The sequence below is a fragment of the Actinoplanes sp. NPDC000266 genome (assembly GCF_042899005.1).
In the GTDB taxonomy this organism is placed as follows: Bacteria; Actinomycetota; Actinomycetes; order Mycobacteriales; family Micromonosporaceae; genus Actinoplanes.
Genome location: NZ_JBIAZI010000025.1, coordinates 22,235 through 40,605, shown reverse-complemented (window position 1 = coordinate 40,605; position 18,371 = coordinate 22,235). Strand labels below are relative to the sequence as shown.

General features: G+C 72.8%; 20 protein-coding genes. All 20 read left to right on the top strand.

The features are described 5' to 3' along the window. Window positions 1-95: 95 nt before the first annotated feature. The 20 genes from ACFY36_RS51215 (at window position 96) to ACFY36_RS51120 (ending at window position 18,357) form a co-directional block, all read left to right on the top strand. Complete coding sequence (locus ACFY36_RS51215) at window positions 96-1,310, top strand: ABC transporter substrate-binding protein (protein WP_499753222.1); 1,215 nt, start codon at window positions 96-98, stop codon at window positions 1,308-1,310. A gap of 193 nt (window positions 1,311-1,503) precedes the next feature. After that, window positions 1,504-2,295 carry a class I SAM-dependent methyltransferase gene (locus tag ACFY36_RS51210; RefSeq protein WP_499753221.1) on the top strand — a complete coding sequence of 264 codons (792 nt, stop codon included), beginning with the start codon at window positions 1,504-1,506 and terminating at the stop codon, window positions 2,293-2,295. A 34-nt stretch (window positions 2,296-2,329) separates the two neighbouring features. Continuing rightward, entirely contained in the window at window positions 2,330-3,190 is an 861-nt protein-coding gene (locus ACFY36_RS51205; protein WP_499753220.1) for a branched-chain amino acid ABC transporter permease, read from the top strand. Beyond that, window positions 3,187-4,206: a branched-chain amino acid ABC transporter permease gene (locus ACFY36_RS51200; protein WP_499753219.1), complete on the top strand. Its 1,020-nt coding sequence runs from the start codon at window positions 3,187-3,189 to the stop codon at window positions 4,204-4,206. Before ACFY36_RS51205 ends, ACFY36_RS51200 begins: the two co-directional genes overlap by 4 nt. Further along, a complete protein-coding gene (locus ACFY36_RS51195) occupies window positions 4,203-5,687 on the top strand; it encodes an ATP-binding cassette domain-containing protein (RefSeq protein ID WP_499753218.1) in 1,485 nt (494 codons plus the stop codon). Before ACFY36_RS51200 ends, ACFY36_RS51195 begins: the two co-directional genes overlap by 4 nt. After that, the gene (locus ACFY36_RS51190; RefSeq protein ID WP_499753217.1) at window positions 5,684-7,225 is read left to right on the top strand and encodes an ATP-binding cassette domain-containing protein; all 1,542 of its coding nucleotides are present in this window, start codon (window positions 5,684-5,686) and stop codon (window positions 7,223-7,225) included. Before ACFY36_RS51195 ends, ACFY36_RS51190 begins: the two co-directional genes overlap by 4 nt. Next, window positions 7,222-7,503 (top strand): hypothetical protein, encoded by a 282-nt coding sequence (locus tag ACFY36_RS51185; protein ID WP_499753216.1) that lies wholly within the window; start codon window positions 7,222-7,224, stop codon window positions 7,501-7,503. Before ACFY36_RS51190 ends, ACFY36_RS51185 begins: the two co-directional genes overlap by 4 nt. Window positions 7,504-7,589: 86 nt before the next feature. Next, window positions 7,590-8,351, top strand: a complete 762-nt coding sequence (locus tag ACFY36_RS51180) for a hypothetical protein (protein WP_499753215.1) — start codon at window positions 7,590-7,592, stop codon at window positions 8,349-8,351. A 106-nt stretch (window positions 8,352-8,457) separates the two neighbouring features. Beyond that, a complete protein-coding gene (locus tag ACFY36_RS51175) occupies window positions 8,458-8,946 on the top strand; it encodes a hypothetical protein (protein ID WP_499753214.1) in 489 nt (162 codons plus the stop codon). Next, window positions 8,943-9,518 carry an NADPH-dependent FMN reductase gene (locus ACFY36_RS51170; RefSeq protein ID WP_499753213.1) on the top strand — a complete coding sequence of 192 codons (576 nt, stop codon included), beginning with the start codon at window positions 8,943-8,945 and terminating at the stop codon, window positions 9,516-9,518. Before ACFY36_RS51175 ends, ACFY36_RS51170 begins: the two co-directional genes overlap by 4 nt. Further along, window positions 9,515-10,252, top strand: a complete 738-nt coding sequence (locus ACFY36_RS51165) for a hypothetical protein (RefSeq protein WP_499753212.1) — start codon at window positions 9,515-9,517, stop codon at window positions 10,250-10,252. Before ACFY36_RS51170 ends, ACFY36_RS51165 begins: the two co-directional genes overlap by 4 nt. After that, entirely contained in the window at window positions 10,236-10,886 is a 651-nt protein-coding gene (locus ACFY36_RS51160) for a GNAT family N-acetyltransferase (protein WP_499753211.1), read from the top strand. The genes ACFY36_RS51165 and ACFY36_RS51160 overlap by 17 nt, the downstream gene beginning before the upstream one ends. After that, window positions 10,880-12,055 (top strand): hypothetical protein, encoded by a 1,176-nt coding sequence (locus ACFY36_RS51155; protein ID WP_499753210.1) that lies wholly within the window; start codon window positions 10,880-10,882, stop codon window positions 12,053-12,055. Before ACFY36_RS51160 ends, ACFY36_RS51155 begins: the two co-directional genes overlap by 7 nt. Window positions 12,056-12,647: 592 nt before the next feature. Further along, the gene (locus ACFY36_RS51150; RefSeq protein WP_499753209.1) at window positions 12,648-14,471 is read left to right on the top strand and encodes a helix-turn-helix domain-containing protein; all 1,824 of its coding nucleotides are present in this window, start codon (window positions 12,648-12,650) and stop codon (window positions 14,469-14,471) included. Between the two features lie 69 nt (window positions 14,472-14,540). Continuing rightward, entirely contained in the window at window positions 14,541-15,050 is a 510-nt protein-coding gene (locus ACFY36_RS51145; RefSeq protein ID WP_499753208.1) for an AAA family ATPase, read from the top strand. Then, window positions 15,043-15,294 (top strand): hypothetical protein, encoded by a 252-nt coding sequence (locus ACFY36_RS51140; RefSeq protein WP_499753207.1) that lies wholly within the window; start codon window positions 15,043-15,045, stop codon window positions 15,292-15,294. The genes ACFY36_RS51145 and ACFY36_RS51140 overlap by 8 nt, the downstream gene beginning before the upstream one ends. Next, entirely contained in the window at window positions 15,291-15,764 is a 474-nt protein-coding gene (locus ACFY36_RS51135; RefSeq protein ID WP_499753206.1) for a helix-turn-helix domain-containing protein, read from the top strand. Before ACFY36_RS51140 ends, ACFY36_RS51135 begins: the two co-directional genes overlap by 4 nt. 316 nt (window positions 15,765-16,080) lie before the next feature. Next, window positions 16,081-16,857 (top strand): hypothetical protein, encoded by a 777-nt coding sequence (locus tag ACFY36_RS51130; protein ID WP_499753205.1) that lies wholly within the window; start codon window positions 16,081-16,083, stop codon window positions 16,855-16,857. Next, window positions 16,854-17,807 carry an endonuclease/exonuclease/phosphatase family protein gene (locus ACFY36_RS51125; protein ID WP_499753204.1) on the top strand — a complete coding sequence of 318 codons (954 nt, stop codon included), beginning with the start codon at window positions 16,854-16,856 and terminating at the stop codon, window positions 17,805-17,807. The genes ACFY36_RS51130 and ACFY36_RS51125 overlap by 4 nt, the downstream gene beginning before the upstream one ends. Continuing rightward, window positions 17,800-18,357: a hypothetical protein gene (locus ACFY36_RS51120; protein WP_499753251.1), complete on the top strand. Its 558-nt coding sequence runs from the start codon at window positions 17,800-17,802 to the stop codon at window positions 18,355-18,357. The genes ACFY36_RS51125 and ACFY36_RS51120 overlap by 8 nt, the downstream gene beginning before the upstream one ends. Window positions 18,358-18,371 lie beyond the last annotated feature (14 nt).

The window sequence follows — 18,371 nt, the reverse complement described above, 5'->3', positions numbered from 1 at the left end:
ACCGTAGCGCCCACCGCACCTCGTTCTCGGCTGCCACCCGCTTGCACCGCCGCCGTGCCCCCGCACATCGCCCGCTCTGTCGAAAGGACATCGCCGTGCCCCTCACGCCGCCCACCCCACTACCGTCTCGCCGGCTCAAACGCCGTCTCCTACTCGGCGCCGCCCTCGCCGTAGTGACGGCGATCAGCGGCTGTTCCGGCTCCAGCCTCGACACCGACGACGCCGGCGACGGCACGCTGACCATCGGCCTGGTGTGGCCGCAGTCCGGCCCGTACGAGACGATCGGCGTCGACCAGGCCCGCGGCTGGCAGCTCTACCTCGACAGCCACGGCGGAAAACTCGGCGGCCTCACCGTCAAAACCCCGGCCACTGACGAAGGGTCCGGCGCTCCCACTGCCTTGGCCGCGGCGAAGAAGCTCGTCGACGCCGACCAGGCCACCGTCCTGGTCGGCACGGCCAGTGGGGAGACGAACGCGGCGATCGCCCAGTACGCCACCGACCGGAAACTGCCGTTCGTCGGCGCTGGCGGACGCGCCTCGGTCATCAAAGACGTCACCTGGGTGTGGAACACCAGCTGGTTGTCCAAGGAGATGGGCGCCGCGGTCGCCCCGTACATCGCTCAGACAGTGAAGGGGCCGGTGTACGCGATCGGCCCGGACTATCAGGGCGGCTGGGACCAGATGGGCGGCTTCACCGACAAGTTCATCGCCTCCGGCGGGAAACTCGCCAACTCCGACGGCAAAACCACCTGGACGCCGTGGCCGGCCACGAAAAACTATCTGCCGTTCCTGTCGAAAATCGCCGACACCGACGCGAAAGCCGTCTACACCTTCTATGCCGGCACTTCCGCGGTCGACTTCGTCAAGCAGTACCAGCAGTCCGGGCTGAAACTGCCCCTGTACGCGGCCGGCTTCTTGACCGAAGGCGCCGTCCTCGAAGCCCAAGGCGCGGCGGCGACCGGCGTCTACACCGTCCTGAACTACGCGGCGAACCTCGACAACCCCGCCAACCGGGCCTTCGCCCCCGCCTACCAGCAGAAACACGGCACCGCCCCCACCATCTTCTCCGTCGCCGGATGGGACGCCGCGCTCGTACTCGACCAGGCCATCACCGCCGCCGGGCCGAACCCGACCCCGAAAGCGATCAACGACGCGATCGGGAAACTCGGCACCGTGGCCAGCCCGCGCGGGGACTGGCGCTTCGGCGGCCAGCACTCGCCTATCCAGGCGTACTACCTGCGTCAGGTCAAACCCGACGGCCGCACCCAGGCCAACGTCGTGCAGCAAACCCTGACCACCCTGAGCAACTAACCCCGCGGGCCGGGCGAGCCCGGTGAACTCGCCCGGCCCGCACCGGTCGCCCGGCCACCCCGAGCGGATCACGCGGCACCCCCTGATCCGCGGCCGGCGACCACCTGGTGCGGCGGGGCATCGCCTCCGGCGCCCCGCCGCACCACCAAACCCCGTCCGCTGTCCCGTCACTCTGTCAAGGAGTTCCTGCCTCATGACCGTCACCAGCAGCACGTACATGTTCGACAACTCCACCAAAGACGCCGCCCAACAGGTCCGCCTGCTCGCCGACATCCTCGACCCGCACACCCAAGCCGTGCTGGGCAACATCTTCATGGACGACGACTGGCGATGCCTCGATCTGGGCTCCGGCGGCGGCTCCGTCGCCCGCTGGCTCGAGGCCAACGGCATCGCCCACGTCGTGGCCATGGACCGCGACACCCGCTACATCACCGCCACCGACGTCATCGAACCCCGGCAACAGGACCTGCTCGACGCCGATCTCGGCGACGGCGAGTACGACCTGATCCACGCCCGGCTGCTGTATATGCACCTGCCCCGCCGCGAGGAGCTGCTGGCCCGCGCCGCCCGAGCCTTGAAGCCCGGCGGCTACCTGGTCATCTCCGACTGGGACTGCACCCACCTCGACGACATGCTGCTCACCGCCGACGACGAGGTCCACGACGCGTTCACCGCCTTCCAACACACCCTGATCGGCCTCGGCGAAGCCGTAGGCATGGCCCCCGGCTGGGCCCGCCGGCTGCCCGCCGCGTTCCGCACCGCCGGGCTGGCCGACGTCACCGGGCAGGTCTACAACGGGTTCTGGACCGGCGGGCAGCCCGGCATGCAACTGCACGCCTGCAACAGCCACCAAAAGGAGAAGGCCCTACTCGACGCCGGACTCACCCGAACCCAGCTCGACTTCCTACGCGCCGGCATGGAAGACCCGACCGTCACCGGCTACTCCTACCCGATGTACACCGCGGTCGGCCGCCGCCCCCGCTAACCCAACCCCCACGGAACGAAGGGAGACGGGTGCGGTGGCCACGACGGTCGTCAACCTGCTCGACGGGATCGCCTACGGGCTGTTGCTGTTCACCGTCGGCGCCGGCCTGGCGCTGATCTTCGGCGTCATGGACGTGCTCAACCTGGCCCACGGCACCCTCTACCTCGCCGGCGCGTACGTCGCCGCGCTGTTCACCGGCACCGGCCTGCTCGGCTTCCTCACCGCCGTGCTCGCCGGCGCCGCCTGCGGCGCCCTGGCCGGAGGCCTGCTGACCGCGCTGCTGCGGCCTCTGCGTGAGGCGGGTCAGCTCGAGCAGGCGCTGCTCACTCTCGGGATCGCGTTCGTCGCCGGGTGGGCGTTCACCCAGCTGGCCGGTGCCGATCCGCAACCGGCTGACCCTCCCGGCCTGCTCGCCGGCAGCGTCACGGTGCTGGGACGCGGGTATCCGCTGTACCGGCTGCTGTTCATCGGTGTGGCCGCCGCGATCGCGGTCGCCCTGCACGTGGTGGTGCGGCGCACCCCGGCCGGCATGGTGTTACGGGCGACAGTCAGCGACCCCGCCATGGCCGCCGCGGCCGGGATCCGCACCGGCCGCGTCCGCACCGTCGCCCTCGCGGTCGGCGCGAGTCTGGCGGTCGGGGCCGGAGTGCTCGGCGCACCGCTGATCGGCCCGGCCCCCGGCGTCGACACGCACATCCTGACGCTGTCGCTGATCGTGGTCGTGCTCGGCGGCGCCGGCTCCATCCCGCACACCCTGACCGCCGCCCTGCTGGTCGGGCAGGTCCAGGCCTTCACCGCCGCCCTGCCCGCCCTCGCCCCGTTCCTGCTGTTCGGCGCCGTCCTGGCCGTGTTCGTCACCCGCGGCCGCGCCGCAACGGCGGTGAGACGCGCATGAGCTACAAAACCCCGCAGACCGCCGAAGCTCCCGTGTCAGGCTCGCGAACTGTGCTCGGCCTCCACCCGGCCGTGGTCGGCGGCTGGGCGCGGCTGCGATTGCCCACCCTGGTTGTCGCCGCCGGGCTCGCGGTGGCGTGGCCCGCGCTGGCCGGCCCATATCCGGTCACCGTCGCCTCGGTCGCGCTGGTGTTCGCGGTCCTCGCCGCCAGCACCCAACTGCTGTCCGGCATCGCCGGGCTGGCAAGCATGGGCCAGGCCGGCTACTTCGGGATCGGCGCCTACACCGCCGCCCTGCTCGGCACGGCCGGGCACACCCTCGCGCTCGGCCAGCTCGCCGCCGCCACCGCCGTCGCCGCCGTGGCGGGGGCGGCGACCGCGCCGCTGGTGCTGCGCACCCGCGGCACCCCGTTCCTGATGGCCACCCTCGCCCTGCAGGCGCTGACCGTGACCGCCGCCAGCCAATGGCGGACGCTGACCGGCGGCGACGAAGGCATGCGCACCCCACCCGTGATTCTCTGGCCGGATGGGCCCGCCCTCACCGGTCCCGCCGCCACCTACTGGTACCTCTCGGCGGTCACCGGACTCCTCACGGTCGCCATGCTCGTGCTGATGCGCACCCGGCTGATCCTCATCGTGCGTGGGATCGCCGGGCACGAGCCGCGCATGACCGCCCTCGGGCACCGAGTCGCCGGCCGGCTGACCGCCGTCTACACGATCGCCGCCGGCCTGGCCGGCGCCGGCGGCGCGCTGCTGGTCGCCCTCAACCAGTACGTCGCCCCGGCCGACTTCGGCTTCGAGATCGCCTCCCTCGCCCTGCTCGCCGCCGCGATGGGCGGCACCAGCCTGACCGGCGCCGCCCTCGGCGCCCTGCTGATCATCGCGGTCCGCGACGGGCTCGGGGTCGGCACCGCCGGGCACGGCCCGCTGCTGCTCGGGCTGCTGTTCATCGCCGTCGCCTACCGACGCCCCACCCACGCCATGCTCATCCGCACCTTCGCTCGGAGACGCCTGTGACCGCCCTGCTGCGCCTGGACCAGGCATGCGGCCGGTACGGCGCTGTGACCGCCGTGCACCCGCTCACCCTCGACATCACGGCCGGGGCCCGGCAGGCGATCATCGGCCCGAACGGTGCCGGCAAATCCACCCTGCTGCACTTGATCGCTGGGACCCTGCGGCCCGCCAGCGGCCGAATCAGGTTCGACGACCGCGACATCACCCGCCGCTCGCCTGGCTGGCGGGCCCGGCACGGCATCGGCCGCACCTTTCAGCATCCCGCCACCATCGACGCGTTGACCGTCCGCGACAACCTCACCCTCGCCGACGGCCGCCACAGCGCGGGCCCCGATCGGATGCTGGAGCGCCTCGGCCTGACCGAGCACGCCGACACCCCGGCCGCCCGGCTCTCCTACGGCCAGCGGCGGTTCCTCGAACTCGGCATGGCCCTGACCGGGCGGCCCCGGCTGCTGCTGCTCGACGAACCGTCCGCCGGACTCGACCCCGCCGACATTTTCGTTCTGCACCAGCTGCTCGCGGGGCTGCCCGGCGAGGTCACCGTGCTGCTGGTCGACCATCACCTCGACCTGGTCATGGCGGTCGCCGACACCATCACCGTGCTGCACCACGGCCAACATTTGGCCACCGGCAGCCCGCAGCAGATCCGCCAGGATCCCGGCGTCCGCGACGCCTACCTCAACCCACCCACCACCAGCACCCACGACCCGGCACCCACCGCCACGCCCAGCACCGGCACGGGCGCGGCCGTGCGGGTGCACGAGCTGCGGGCCGGCTACCACGGCGCGGACGTGCTCGCCGGCATTGACCTCACCCTCGCCCCGGGGGAGGTCCACGCGGTCCTCGGCCGCAACGGCGCCGGGAAAACCACCCTGATCAACACCATGGCCGGGCTGCACCCGGCCCGCGGCGGCCACCTCATCCTCGACGGAACCACCCTCGGTCACGCCCGGCCCTGCGAGTCCCGGGTGGCGGTGGTCCCGCAGGGCCGGCGGCTGTTCGCCGCCCTGACCGGCCGCGAACACCTCACCCTGGCCGCCCGCCTGCGCGGGGCCGCGCCGATCGACCTCGACACGTTCGACGCCCTCACCACCGCGCTGGACGGGCACCTGGACCGGCTCCCGGGGCAGCTGTCCGGCGGCCAGCAACAACTGCTCGCTTTGGCCCGTGCGGTCAGCAGTGGGCCCCGGCTGCTGCTGCTCGACGAACCCACCGAAGGCCTCGCCCCGCTCATCATCGACCGGCTACGTACCATCCTGACTGGACTGTCCGGGGTCACGGTGCTGCTCGCCGAGCAGAACCTCGCCTTCGCCCGCGCTGTCGCCGACCGGATCAGCGTCCTGCACGACGGCCGCCTCGTGCACACCGTGACCACGACCGAGCTCGCCGACCCGGCCGTACTCGACCGGCTGCACACCTACCTCGGCGTCGCCATCACCGCAGACCTCGCCGGCACACCGCGCCCAGGGCAGGCGAGCGCATGAGCCCCATCCCCGACCGCGGCCGCGGCCGCGGCCGCGAAGATGGGTTTCCCGTCCGGGTCGTGCTGGTCTGCATGGCCTGCCGAGTCGGGCTCGTCCTCTACGGCTACGGCGCCGTCACCGCCCTACAGCCGATCGACCTGGCCGTCCACACGGGAACCCGGCACGCGATCATCGGCCCGAACGGCGCCGGGAAGTCGACCCTGCTGAACGTGATCGCCGGAAGTGCCCGGCCCACCAGCGGGCGCATCCTTTTCAACAGCGGCGACATCACCCGGCACGGCCCGGCCCGGCGAGCACGGGCAGGTATCGGCCGGACTTTCCAGCACCCCGCGGTTGTCGGCGAGCTCACCGCCGCCGACAACATCGCCCTGGCCATCCGCCGTCCTCGGCCGGGCGTCGGCGGCCGGGCGGGGCAGGTTCGGGCCGCTTTGGAATACGCCGGGCTGGCCGGCGACGCGACCACCGTGGCCGCGAGCCTGCCCTACGGGCGGCGGCGCCTGCTCGAGATCGCCATGGCGATGGCCGGCCGGCCACAGCTGCTGCTGCTCGATGAACCCTCCGCCGGGCTCGACCCCGCCGAGATCGAACAGCTGACCGCCGTCATCACCGCGCTGCCCTCGACCACCGGTGTCGTGCTGGTCGACCACCACCTGCCGCTGATCTGGCGGCTCGCCGGCACCGTCACCGTCCTCGCGTCCGGCCGGCACATCGCCACCGGTCCCACCGACGAGATCCGCGAGCACCCCGACGTCCTCGACGCCTACCTCCCGGCAGCCACACCAGCGACCACCGACGGTCTCCCCACCGACCCGCCCGGCGCCCGGAAGGCGGTACTCACCGTCGAAGGGCTGCGGGCCGGCTACGACGGCGCGCCCGTACTGGACAGCCTGGACCTGAGCGTCGACGCGGCAACGGTCTACGCGTTGCTCGGCCGCAACGGCGCCGGGAAATCCACTGTGCTCAACGTCCTCACCGGGCTACACCCCGCCCAGCCCGGCACCCAGATCAGACTGCACGGCGCCGAGCTGACCCCCGCGAGGCGGCGGGACATTGCGCTCGTGCCGCAAGGACGCCGACTGTGGCCGCACCTCACCGTCGGTGAACACCTGCGCCTGGCCGCCGCCCGCCCCGGCGGCGGCCAGGCGTGGGACCAGCAGGCCGTTCTCGAGCTGCTGCCGGGCCTGCACGGCAAACACCACCGGTACCCGGGCCAGCTGTCCGGCGGGGAACAGCAGATGCTCGCCGTGGCCCGCGCCCTGCTGCAACGGCCCCGGTTGCTGCTACTGGACGAGCCCAGCGAAGGCCTCGCCCCGCGCATCGTCGACCAGCTCGCCGCCGCCATCGCCCGCATCGCCGCAGCCGGCACCGCCGTGCTGCTCGCCGAGCAGAACCAGCACCTCGCCGCCGCCGTCGCCGACCGGGTCAGCGTCCTGCACCACGGCCGCATCGCCCTGAGCACCCGCAGCCTCGCCGACTCCGGCACGCACCACCGGCTCGGCGAGCTGCTCGGCGTCGCGGCCGTAAGCGAGCCGGCATGAGCACCCCCACGGTCCGGCGCCCGGCGCCCCCCACCACCGCCGGGCGGGCGGACACCGCCGGCGAGGACGACACGGTGCAGGCGGCTCGTGCCGTGACCACCGGACATTGCGACGACGGCAGCGGCATGTGCTCGGCCTGCCTGACCCAGTACGGGCAACTCAAACCGGCTCCATGTGAGCAGGCCCGCTGGGCCGCCGCGATCACCAGCCACACCCCCGCATCGCCCACGGGCAGCGCCCCCGTGGGCGAGGTTCGCGCCGAGCGGGCGGCGTCATGACCGTCACCCTCCGCCCGGCTCGCACCGTCCGCCGCGATGACCGCCCGGCTGCGCCCCCTGCCCATGGACCGAGGACCCGACCACTGATGAACTACGAGGAGCTGCGCCGCTGCGTCGAATCGGCCCACCGGCTGATCACCGCCGGCGCCGCGGACGCGGCGGTCCGGCTGGTCGCCGTCAACCTCCGCCAGCTCGACCCGGACCGGGAACCCGCCTGCCCCGCGGTCATCGAAGCCGCCGTCCTCTACACCAGCCTGCGGCCCGACCCCGGCTGGAGCCGCTACCTCGACCGTGCGCTGCACCAGCTCGCCACCGCCGAAATCACCCCAGCCGCCGGTGCCATCGTCGGGGAGCCGATGGGCCACGAGCTTCCCGCGGCCGGGTTCACCGACCGGCCCCACCTCGGGCACCGGGCCTGGAGCGTCGACCTCGACGCCGCCGAACGCCTGCACCAGCTCGGCCGGTGCGGCGAAGCCGTCCGCGCCGCCACCCGCGCCCTGAGCGCCTGGACCCGCAACCCGGCACCACCGCGGACCTTACGCGGGCTCACCCTGATGATCGGCCTGATCGCGATGCTGTCCGCCTGCGGCCGCGACACCGACGCCCGCACCGTGCTGGCCGAACACGCCCGCCGACTCCCCGCCCCGGGCAGCCCCGAGCGGCACACCTTCGCCCGCTACACGCTGTCCCAACTCGACCTGACCAGCCAACGCCATCACCTGGTCTGCCCGGCCGCCCTCTACCCGGCCATGGCCACACTCGCCGCGGACGGCGACGACGGCCTTCCCTGGGCGCAACGCCGAGCTGGCTGGTGGCAGCTGCTGCACCTTGAGCAGGCCCGCCCATGACCATCTCGACCGCCCGCATCCGAGCTAAGCGCCGCAGCGCGCCGGCCGGGTCGGGGCCAGCCCGAAGCCACCCGCAGGCCACTGCGGCTCGGACGGAGACCCGCGGATGATCATGTGGCCGCCTGGACGCGGGCCGGTCCTTCCGCTGCGCCGGATCCGTCACCACCGCCTGCCGACACCCGAGCACGGCCTTTTCGTGCCGAGTCTCACCAGCGCCCGGCGCTGGCTGCGTGCCGTGCTCTGCTACGAACCGCACGCCCGCCGGTGGGTCATCTACGAGCCCGGCGACGCCCACCAGCGGCTGCACGAAGGACCCCAGAACCAGCACCTCGATCGCACCGACCTCGAACGTGCCCTGCGGTGGGCCCGCGGATACCTCGACGACGTCGCCGCCCTGCCTGAGCACCATGGCACCCCGCAGTCCCCGGAATCGGGGCCGGCCTGGGTGACCGAATGGTGGCCCATCGAGCTGGTCGCAACCCGCTGCTGGACGCCCGGCTACAGCGACACCCCGCGCTGTGCACTGCCGCTCCCGGCCGGACACGACAGCACCGGCGCCCACTGCCCCTGCCCGCCCACCGGATGCCCGTCATGACCGGCCACAGCGCCGACGCGCAGAACGGGCGGCCTCAGCCGGTCACGGTGGCGATCCTCGTGGGCAGCCCACAACCGGCCTCCCGCACGCGGGCGCTGGCGGACGAGGCCGTGGACGCGCTCATCCGACACCAGATCATCCAACCGCGCCGCCGGGACACCCTGGAGCTCGGCGAACTCGTGACGATCACCGTGGCCGGCCGCCCGGCCCGCCGCCACCAGTACCCGGCGGTGGCCGACCCGTTCGAGACCGTCCGTACCGCGGACCTGGTGGTCGTGGCCACCCCGAGCGTCGCGGGCACGTTCACCGGACTGCTCAAGGCGTTCCTCGACGAGATAGCCGGGCTGCCCGGCACCGTCGCGATCGCCGCCGCCGTGGCGATGCCGTCACGCTCGCACTCACACGCCGGCCCGGCGCTGGACGCCGTGCTCACCGAACTCGGGGCCAGCACACCGGCTCCGCCCCTGATCGTCAACTCAGGACACGACCAGCGGCGCGGTGCCGACGACTGGGCCCGCCGGCACCGCAAGGCGATCGCCGACGCCCTCGCCAACCCGCGGCGGCCGGCATGAACACCACGGTCACAGTCGCCGACGCCGCGCTGGCGGTCGCGCACCACGGCGAACACCACGCGTTCGTGCTCGCCAGCCGCGTGCTGGCCGGGCTGCCCCTGCCCGACAGCGACCCGCCGGTCACTCCCGCCGAGATCGCCCGGATCTACCTTGCCGCCACCCGCGGCTGGTCGAACAACCATTGGGCCCAGCACATCGCCGTCGCGGCCAGCCGCGGCGGCGGCACCCCCGTGGGCACGGCGCTGCATCTGGTGGCACGAACGCACTACCGGGCCCGGCGCTTCGGGCCGGCCGCCGCCATCTGGTCGGCGCTGGCCACCAGCCGCGGGCCTGATCCATCGTGGCCTGGGCCGCCGGTGCGGCTGTGGCTGGCCGCCGCCCGCTACGCGCTCGGCGACTGCCACACCGCGCTGGCTCTGGCCGCGAAGCAATCCCACCTCGCTGACGGCCAGATCTCGGACCGGGTCGCGCTCACCGACGCCCAAGCCGACGGTGCGGCCCGGGCGAGCGTACGGGTCCTGTGTGGGCGCGGCCGCCGCGACGACCGCCGATTCCGCGCCGACCCGCAGACGATCCCGGACCGCCCCGCCCGGCTGCTGGTCGCCGCCGTCCAGTCGGACGAGCCCAGCGTGTTCAACCGACGTGCCCACCGCAAGGTGTGCGTCCTGACCCGCCCACCACAGGCGCCTTGCGCCGCCGTCGAAAGAAACCTCTCTCATGCCAGCCGACCTTGACCTGCACATCCGCCCGGCCGGGACGTGGGACGCGCCCGTCGTCGCCGGCCTGCTCGCCGCCACGCTGCTGCACCCTGCCCTCTCCCGCTGGCTGATCCTGCCCGCCGACGTCCGCAGCCGGCAGTTGGCCGCCTGGGCCGACGCGCTGACCGCCGAACGCCTGCGCGCCCGCGCGATCCGGGTGGCCGACGACGGCGGCACCATCATCGGCGCCAGCGTCTGGGCCACCTGCCCCGACAACGCACCCGCCCTGCCCACCCCGCTGGCTCGCCTGCAGCCCGCCCCGGGTCACGAACCGCGGTGGCACACCAGCCGCGACCAGATCGGGCAGCGGCATCCCCGGCGAGCGCACCAGCACCTACTCGCTCTTGGCGTGCAGGCCGGCCGGCACCGCCAGGGCATCGGCGCCGCCCTGCTCACCGACTGGCAGCAGCACCTGCGCCCGGCCGGGCTGCCCTATCACCTGCTCGCGCCCGGCCCGATGTTCACGATCGCCTCCCGCGCCGGCTACCACACCCTCGGCGCGCCGATCACCCTCGGCGTGGTGTCGCTGCCGGTCATGTGGCTGCTCACCCCCGCCGGCACCAGCCCCGATCTCGACGATCCTGCGCGGGCGGGAGCCGGCGCATGGTGACCACCGCGGCCGACCGCGCCCTCTACCGTCTGCTCGTCGAATCCGCCCTGACCGCCGCGCTCGAGCGGCGCTACATCGCCGACCAGCGAACCCTGTCGCAGATCGCCGTGGAAACCCAGCGCGGCAACGGACACATCCGCGACCTGATCGTCGCCTCCGGCACGCCGCTGCGCACCGGCCGCACGCTCGACGGCAACCGGCGCCGCCAGCCGAGCGTGCGAACCCTGCTGCGCATCGGCTACCTACGCACCGCCACCAGCGCGTGTGCCGCCATCACCGACCAAGAGCCGGGAAAACCGGCCCTCGCCGCCGCCCTCGCGGCCGCCGGGCACACCGTCATCGCCCTGCCCGCCGACGCCGAGCCGCCTGCCGTTGATCGGTACCGGCTGACCGCCCTGGTCTGCGAACTCGTCCGTGCCCACCCCCGCCGGGCGAGCCCGGCACCCGACGATCCGGGATCGCTGCTGCACCACGTCGCCGTCCACCGGCGGCTCCCCACACTGATCTGGGACGCCGACCACCAACTCTCCACCCATCACCGGCTTACCCGGATGCCGAACGTGCGCGTCACCGCGGTCACCGAACAACCCGGCAAGCTGCTCCTGCCGTACCTGGCCCCCGACTGGCTCCTCGACCAGGCCAACCCCCGCGACGCGATCACTGTCCAGCGCGGACGGACCCTGACGCTGGATCACTCCGCCGGACCCGAACCGCCGAAGACTGTCGCCGAGCTCATCGCCGCGTACCGCAACAGCCTGGCCGTGCAGCTGTATCCGCCCGCCGGGCAGGACGGGCTCGGGCATCACACCGGACGGCTCATCCTGGCCGTCGCCCACGGCTGTCTGCCGCTGCTGCCCGCCGGCCTGCACGGCGCCGCCGAACTCGTCCCGGCCCCGCTGCGCATCCACAACCACCAGCACGCCGACACTCTCAAAATGCTCGCCGCGATCGCCGGGACCGAGCTGCACCGGGACCTGCTCACCGCCTGCCTGCTGTATCTGCACCGCCACCGGCTCAGCGATTACACCTCCCGAGTGCTCGACGCTCTGCAAACCCTCGCCAACACCGGCACCGCCGACCCGCAGACCTCACTCGGGGCATCAGGCACCGACCGTGCCCGAACCACCGAGCCGCCGACCGGCGCACCTGCCACCCGGGCCGTGCGATGACGGGGATTCCGCGATCCGCGATCGGGGCTGCCCCGCTGCAGGTGCGTCGCCGGCGGTGGCGCCGGTCGGTGCAGCGCCGTGACCTTCGAGACCGGGGCGCGCGACACCAACCGACGCCGATGTCGATTTCGGTCCCATCGGCGCCTGCATCGACCGGCCGCAGATCACCGGCCTCGCCTACGTCAGGCGCCCGACCGGCCGGCAGGTGGCGCTCATCCGCCGCGACGCCGGGCCGCTCACCTTACGCGCGCGGTGCGGCGTCGGCGTGGCTGCCCGGCCCCAGGTTCCGGCGGGAGCTGGCCGAGTTCGGGCGCGTCGCCGCTTCGCCATGCCGCGATCAGCTCTCACGACGCCGCGAGTGCGCCATGAGACCGGGCGGCCGGCATCTGCTCGCCCGGCGGGCCCACCGCTATGCGCAGGCCCCTAACCGAATGACGACCTTGGAGACGGCGCACACCGTGACGAACTCCGCCGAAGCTGCGGCCGATCCCGGCGGCCTTGCCGGGCATCCTGCCGGAGCCGCGGCCCCGGCCCAGCCGCACCCCAACTCCGCCGCACTCACCGCGCCTACCCTGTACCTGATAGGCCGCACATGCTGACAGCCACCGACCGGCCCACCGGCGACGCAACACCACCCGACCCGACGGGTATCGACTACTACACCGCGCCCGCGGACCCCGCAGTTCAAGCCGAGGTCGCCTGGCGCCCCGACCCCGGCGGACAAGTGGCCGATGCCAGGGACCTCGACCGCGCCGTCTACGCCTACCGAGCCGCCCTGCAGCTCTACGGTGGACCCGACCGGCGCACCATCACCTGCGCCGACATGCTGACCACTCTCCTGCGGGACCACGGTAGACGACCAGCGGCCGCCCATCTGGTCGCCACCCCGGCCTTGGACGCCGATCAACTGGCCGCCGGGCCCGACGCGCTCGCCGCCGCCCGGTACACGGTCGCGGAGCTCCTGCAAACCCAGGGGTTCTGCCTGCCTGCCGTGCGGGAAGCCACCGCCGCCCTGCGCCAGCGGGTCAGTGGCGACCCGCAGCCGACCCTGGCCACCGCGCTATTGCTGGTCCGGGCGGCGCAGCTGCTGACCGTCTGCGGCCGCACCGGTCCCGCCATCAGCCTGCTCGACGAACACCGGCATCTGCTGCCGAGCCCGGCCCAGCCGTGGCACGGCCTGGCGGTCGACTTCGCCGGCACCGTCCTGGGCAACCTCGCCGCCAGTGAACGGCACCGCCGCGTCTGCACGCTCGGCCCGGACACCACCACCCGGCGCGGCGGCACCGCCCGACAGCGGCGCATCGCGCTCGACGTGCGCGCTCACCTGCTCGGCCTACTCACTGTAACCGCCCGCCACCGGCCCGGGACCGCCCCCGTCTCGCCGGCCCGGCAGATCCTGCAAACCGAACTTGCCGCCCGCTACACCACCAGCCAGATCAGCATCGGCACCCTCGCCGGTGAGGCCGGCTACTCCTACACGGTCGTCCAGAAGATGCTCACCGCCGCCGACGTCACCTTCCGCAGCCCCGGGCAGGCCCGCCGCGACAGCACCCTCGCCGCCCGCATCGGCTACCTCAGCACCGGCCGCCCACCGACCGGACCGAGCAGCGAGGACTACGACACGTCGATACGGCACGCCCTGCGTGAGCTCGGCCACTACCCGACCCCGCTGGCCCCCGCCCCCAGCACGTTTCACCCCCACGGGCTCGGCGCCCTGCTCGTGCTCTGCTGGCAACCCCCACCCCAGCGGCACGCCGACACCGTCTGGTGGCAGCACCTCGCCGACAGCCCGATCCCGGTCCTACTCTGGGACCCCCTCAATCAACTGCCCGACACCCACCCGCTCCACCACCGGCCCCAGGTACGCGTACTCGACGCGCGCACCAGCAGCCGGTACAGCATCGACGCGCCCGCCCTGCCTATCCCGCACACCTACCTCGACCGCCACCAGCCGCGCACCCTCATCGCCCGGCGCCGCACCGGCCGGCACCTCACCGTCACCAACCCCATCCGGCAACCGCCGGACCTGGCCGGCTACCGCAACGCGCTGACCGTGTACCTCCCCGCCGACACCGGCAACCCAGCCACCACCCATGCGTCGACCATCCACCTGATCACCGCCGTCACCGCCGGCTGCCTGCCCGTGACAGACCCCGACAGCCCGCTCGCCGCCCTGATTCCGACAGCCCTGCACGCGCCCCGAGACCCGGCCGACCTGACCGGCAAACTCGCCTGGCTCAACAGCATCGGCACCACCTCCGAGCACCGCGACCTGATCGCCGCGACCCGGCTGCGCCTCTACCGGAACGCCATCACCGGCATCCTGCAACAGTTCTTTCCCAACACCCATACCGGCGCCACCCGCGCCCTCACCGCCTTCGACACCTCCACCAGCACGACAAGCCGTCCGCGATGAACGTCGAGCCGAGACCGGCGCTGCCGGGCCACGACCTCGCCGGGACCACGGCCAAGGCGAGCCCGGCGCATGACTAAGAGACGGCTGTTCGTCACGCGGGGTTTGCCGGCCAGCGGCAAGAGCACACGGGCGTTGCGGTGGGTTGCCGAAGACCCGCAGCGCCGGGCACGGGTCGGCTCGGACCAGATCGCGGCCATGCTGCACCCGCAGGCCCTGGCCGGAGACGGGGCGACCTACGGCCCGCTCTACGCCGGGCGCGAGCAGCTCGTGGTCAATGCCGTCATCGAGGTGCTGCTGTGTTCCGGGCTCGATGTCGTATGCGATGACCCTTTCCTGGAGCCGCACTATCTCGAGACGGTACGGGAGCTCGCGGCGCGGTGCGGCGCGGAACTGGTCGTGTGGGACCTGACTGCCGTGGACGTCGAGGAGTGCATCGAACGCGACCGGCGACGCGGTCTCGACGGCGAACAGTCGGTCGGCGAGCGGAAAATCCGCCGCCAGCATCAGCTGTTGCGTGAGAGCCAGCCGCTGGCGACAGCCGTTGCCCGCGGCGGCGCAGAGCGCGGCAGCAATGGCTGAGCTGGACAGCGAGGGGCTCTACGTTGCGCCCCGGCCAGCGGGTGGGCACGCCACCGGCGGTGCACTGGGCGGCCAGGGCCACCGCCGGATTGCCGAGGAACACGGCGACCTGGTGGTCGTCGCCGAGCCCGCAGGTCGCGACGCGGGTGGCCGGGTGGAACGGGTCGCCGCTGGCATCGCGATGGCCTGGCTCGCCGAGCACCCACACATGCAGGTCACCGCACCACCGCCGGGCCCGCGGTGACCGATTCCACCGTCAAGTCTCGCGGCCGCCGGCACGGGCGTCCCGATCAGAACAGGAAAGACCTGATGCCAGCAGATAAACACCGGCCCGGGCCGCGGTCGTCGCGCCGTGCCCAGCCATACGAGGGTGGCGCACGCCGTCCCTGGCGCCGCTTCACCGAGGCCGAACAGGTCGCGATGACCGCAGCCTTCACCGACCTCTACAACCAGGGACACTCTCTACAGACGATCGCTGACCAGCACGGATGCTCCTACGGAACCGTGCACCGCTACCTGAGCAACGCCGGCGTGCAGATGCGATCGCGCGGCGGCGCCCACGGCAAACCCGCCGTGCGGCCTATCCCGACACCCGCACCAGACAGACGAGCCGGCGCGAACACGACGGCCTCGCCCCGCCTCGGCAACAGCCCAGCCGAGCTCGGCGCAACGCGCAGCGGCCAGCACCTGCCACGGCCGACGGTTCCGGCATGAGCGCCGACAACGGTCACCGCCCGGATCAACCCGCCGCCAACATCAACGAGCCGCATACCGCCCCGGTCCACGACTGCAGGCTCGACCGCAAGGACTCCTGCGCCGTGGGCGGCGGTGACCCGCAATCCACGATCATCCACCGTCAGGAACGACGCTCACAGCGATCGCCGGCCATCCCGCCCGTGGACACCGCAGGACAGCCGCGGCCGAGCCCACTCCGGCACACCTCTCGCCGCGTGAGCTGGCCGCGGTGGTATGCCGCGCCCGGCGCCTGATCCACCGCGATGAGGACGCGGCCTGGCGGCTACTGACTCGCGTGCTCGCCGAGTTCGACCCGGTCACCGTGCCCTGCTCACGGCATCTGGCCCACGCCAGCGTGCTCTACGTCGGCCTGCTCCTGGACGGCTACCTTCCCGAGCCAGCAGGCCCGTCGGTCCGGGACGAGCGGGTACTCGCCTGGTCGCGGTACGCCTACCATGCCGCCAGCCGGCTGGGCCGGCAGCGTCTCTGGCAGCACGCCGCCGACCGGCACGCCGAAGTCCTGTCCGAGCACGGCCTACACGGGCAAGCAGTCGGCGTCTACCGCGCCCTGCACCGCGCGCACCACCAACTCGGCCACCGCGATCGCGCTGCGCTTGCCCGGCGCAACATCGCCGTCCAGCTGCGCGACGACGGCCAATGCGCCGCCGCCTTCGGCGAGATCGGCGACGCGCTAGACGCCTGCACCGATCCGTCCGCCATGCCCACCGCCGCTGTTCTGCGTAGTTTTCTGCAACAGCTGGCCTGCTGCCGCCGCGCCGGCCTGGCCCGGCATTTGCTGCCCGGCTACCGCCACCTGTACGGCGCCGTCAACGAAGGCCTGCTGTTCATGACCACCTTCGGCCTGGCTGAGCTGGTCGACGACCACCAACAGGTCTGCCAATTCCGGCACGAACGCCACTACGGTCCACGCCCGTCGACGATGAATCAGTGGCGCAAGCTGTTCATCGCCGCGTTCGGCCCAGCGCCGGCACCACCCGCTGAGGCCCCTAAACAGCCGGCCGCCTCGCCCGCCGAAGCGCCAACGGGCCCGGCGCAACAGGACACGCCATGAAGCCCGCCGGTGCGCCGTTCCCACCGCAGGACCTGGATGGCACGAGCGCGGCGAGGATCCGGGCCGTCAGCTACAACCTCGGCGCGTACCGCAAAACCGGCGCGCGGACCCGGGAACGCCAACACGAACTTCTGCGCCTGCTGCGCGCCGACGTGCTGTGCCTGCAAGAAATCTACGCGCGCGGCGCCGACCTGGCGGAGCTCGACCGGCTCGTGGCCGCCATCGACGGCGCGCTCGCGATGAACGCGTTCGCCGTCCCGGCAGTGCACTCGGACTGCCACCTCGCGATCCTCTGGCGGCCCACCTACCGCGCGATCTCGACAAGGTCGTACGACCTGTTGATGTGGCACGGCCTGGGCATCGTCCGCCTCGACATCGGCGCCCCCAGCCCCCTGACCGTCGCCGTCACCCACCTCAGCCCGTGGAACCCGGCCAAACAACTCGACGACACGTACACCCTCACCGGGAAACTGCCGCTGTCGCAGCCGGTCCTGCTCGGCGCCGACTGGAACTCCTTCGGCGCCGACCCCGATTACGACCGCGACCCCGACTGGGCCGCCCTCCCACCCGAGTGGGTCGAGCGGCACGTCCGATGGAACGACGACCCCGGAGCGCCGCGTGAAGCCGACCGGCGCCCCGCCCAGCTGATGCGGCGCAGCGGCTTCCACGACGCCGCACCGACACTCGGCATCGCGTGGCAGGCAACCGGCGGGCACCGCAGCATGTGGAGCCGCCGCGAAGACGTTTTCTGGACCACCCGCCCGGCAGCACTACGCGACTACCAGGTCATCAACACCGAGACCTTCCAAAACCTCTCCGGGCTGTCAAACGACCGGCTGCATACGCGCGGGCTCGACCCGCAACAGCTGTCCGACCACCTGCCCGTCCTCATCGAGCTCGACCCCACGGCTTTGACCACCCCCAGCGACGAGGAAGAACCCGATGCCTGACCACGACGGAGTGGGCCGCCGGCTCAACAACCACGGGCGCCCTGCCACGCCGACCGAGGCGTCCTCGGCCGGCCCGAGCGAGTGGCGCCGGGCCCGGGTGCACCTGTGGGCGCAGGTGGCCGCCGCCGGCTTCGCCTGCCTGCTGGTGGGCGGGATCGCCGTCGGGTGGTGGTGGCAAGCCGCGACCGGATCCCACTGGCAGCCCCCACAGATCTCCCGCGTGCACGCGACGTTCGCCTGTTACACCACCGCCGACGCGATCATCCTGCTCGCGGTCGCTGCCGGCCTGCTACTCAGCTTGCGATCGGCGCGTGGTTTCCGGCTCGTGCGGGCCGCGCGCGTAGCGGCGGTCGTCGGGTTACCCACCTCGGTCGCCGGCATCGTCCTGCTCTGGCTAGTCGCGCCGGACTTCCTCGTCCTGTGCTGGATCCCCGTCGTATTCGCTGTCGGCACTTTCAGCGTCGCAGCGACCGCCCACACGGCCGCCGCGCGCTGGGCCACCGCAGCGGCGATCACCGCCACCAACGCGGCACCACCCACCGCGCAGTAAGCGACCCCTCGACC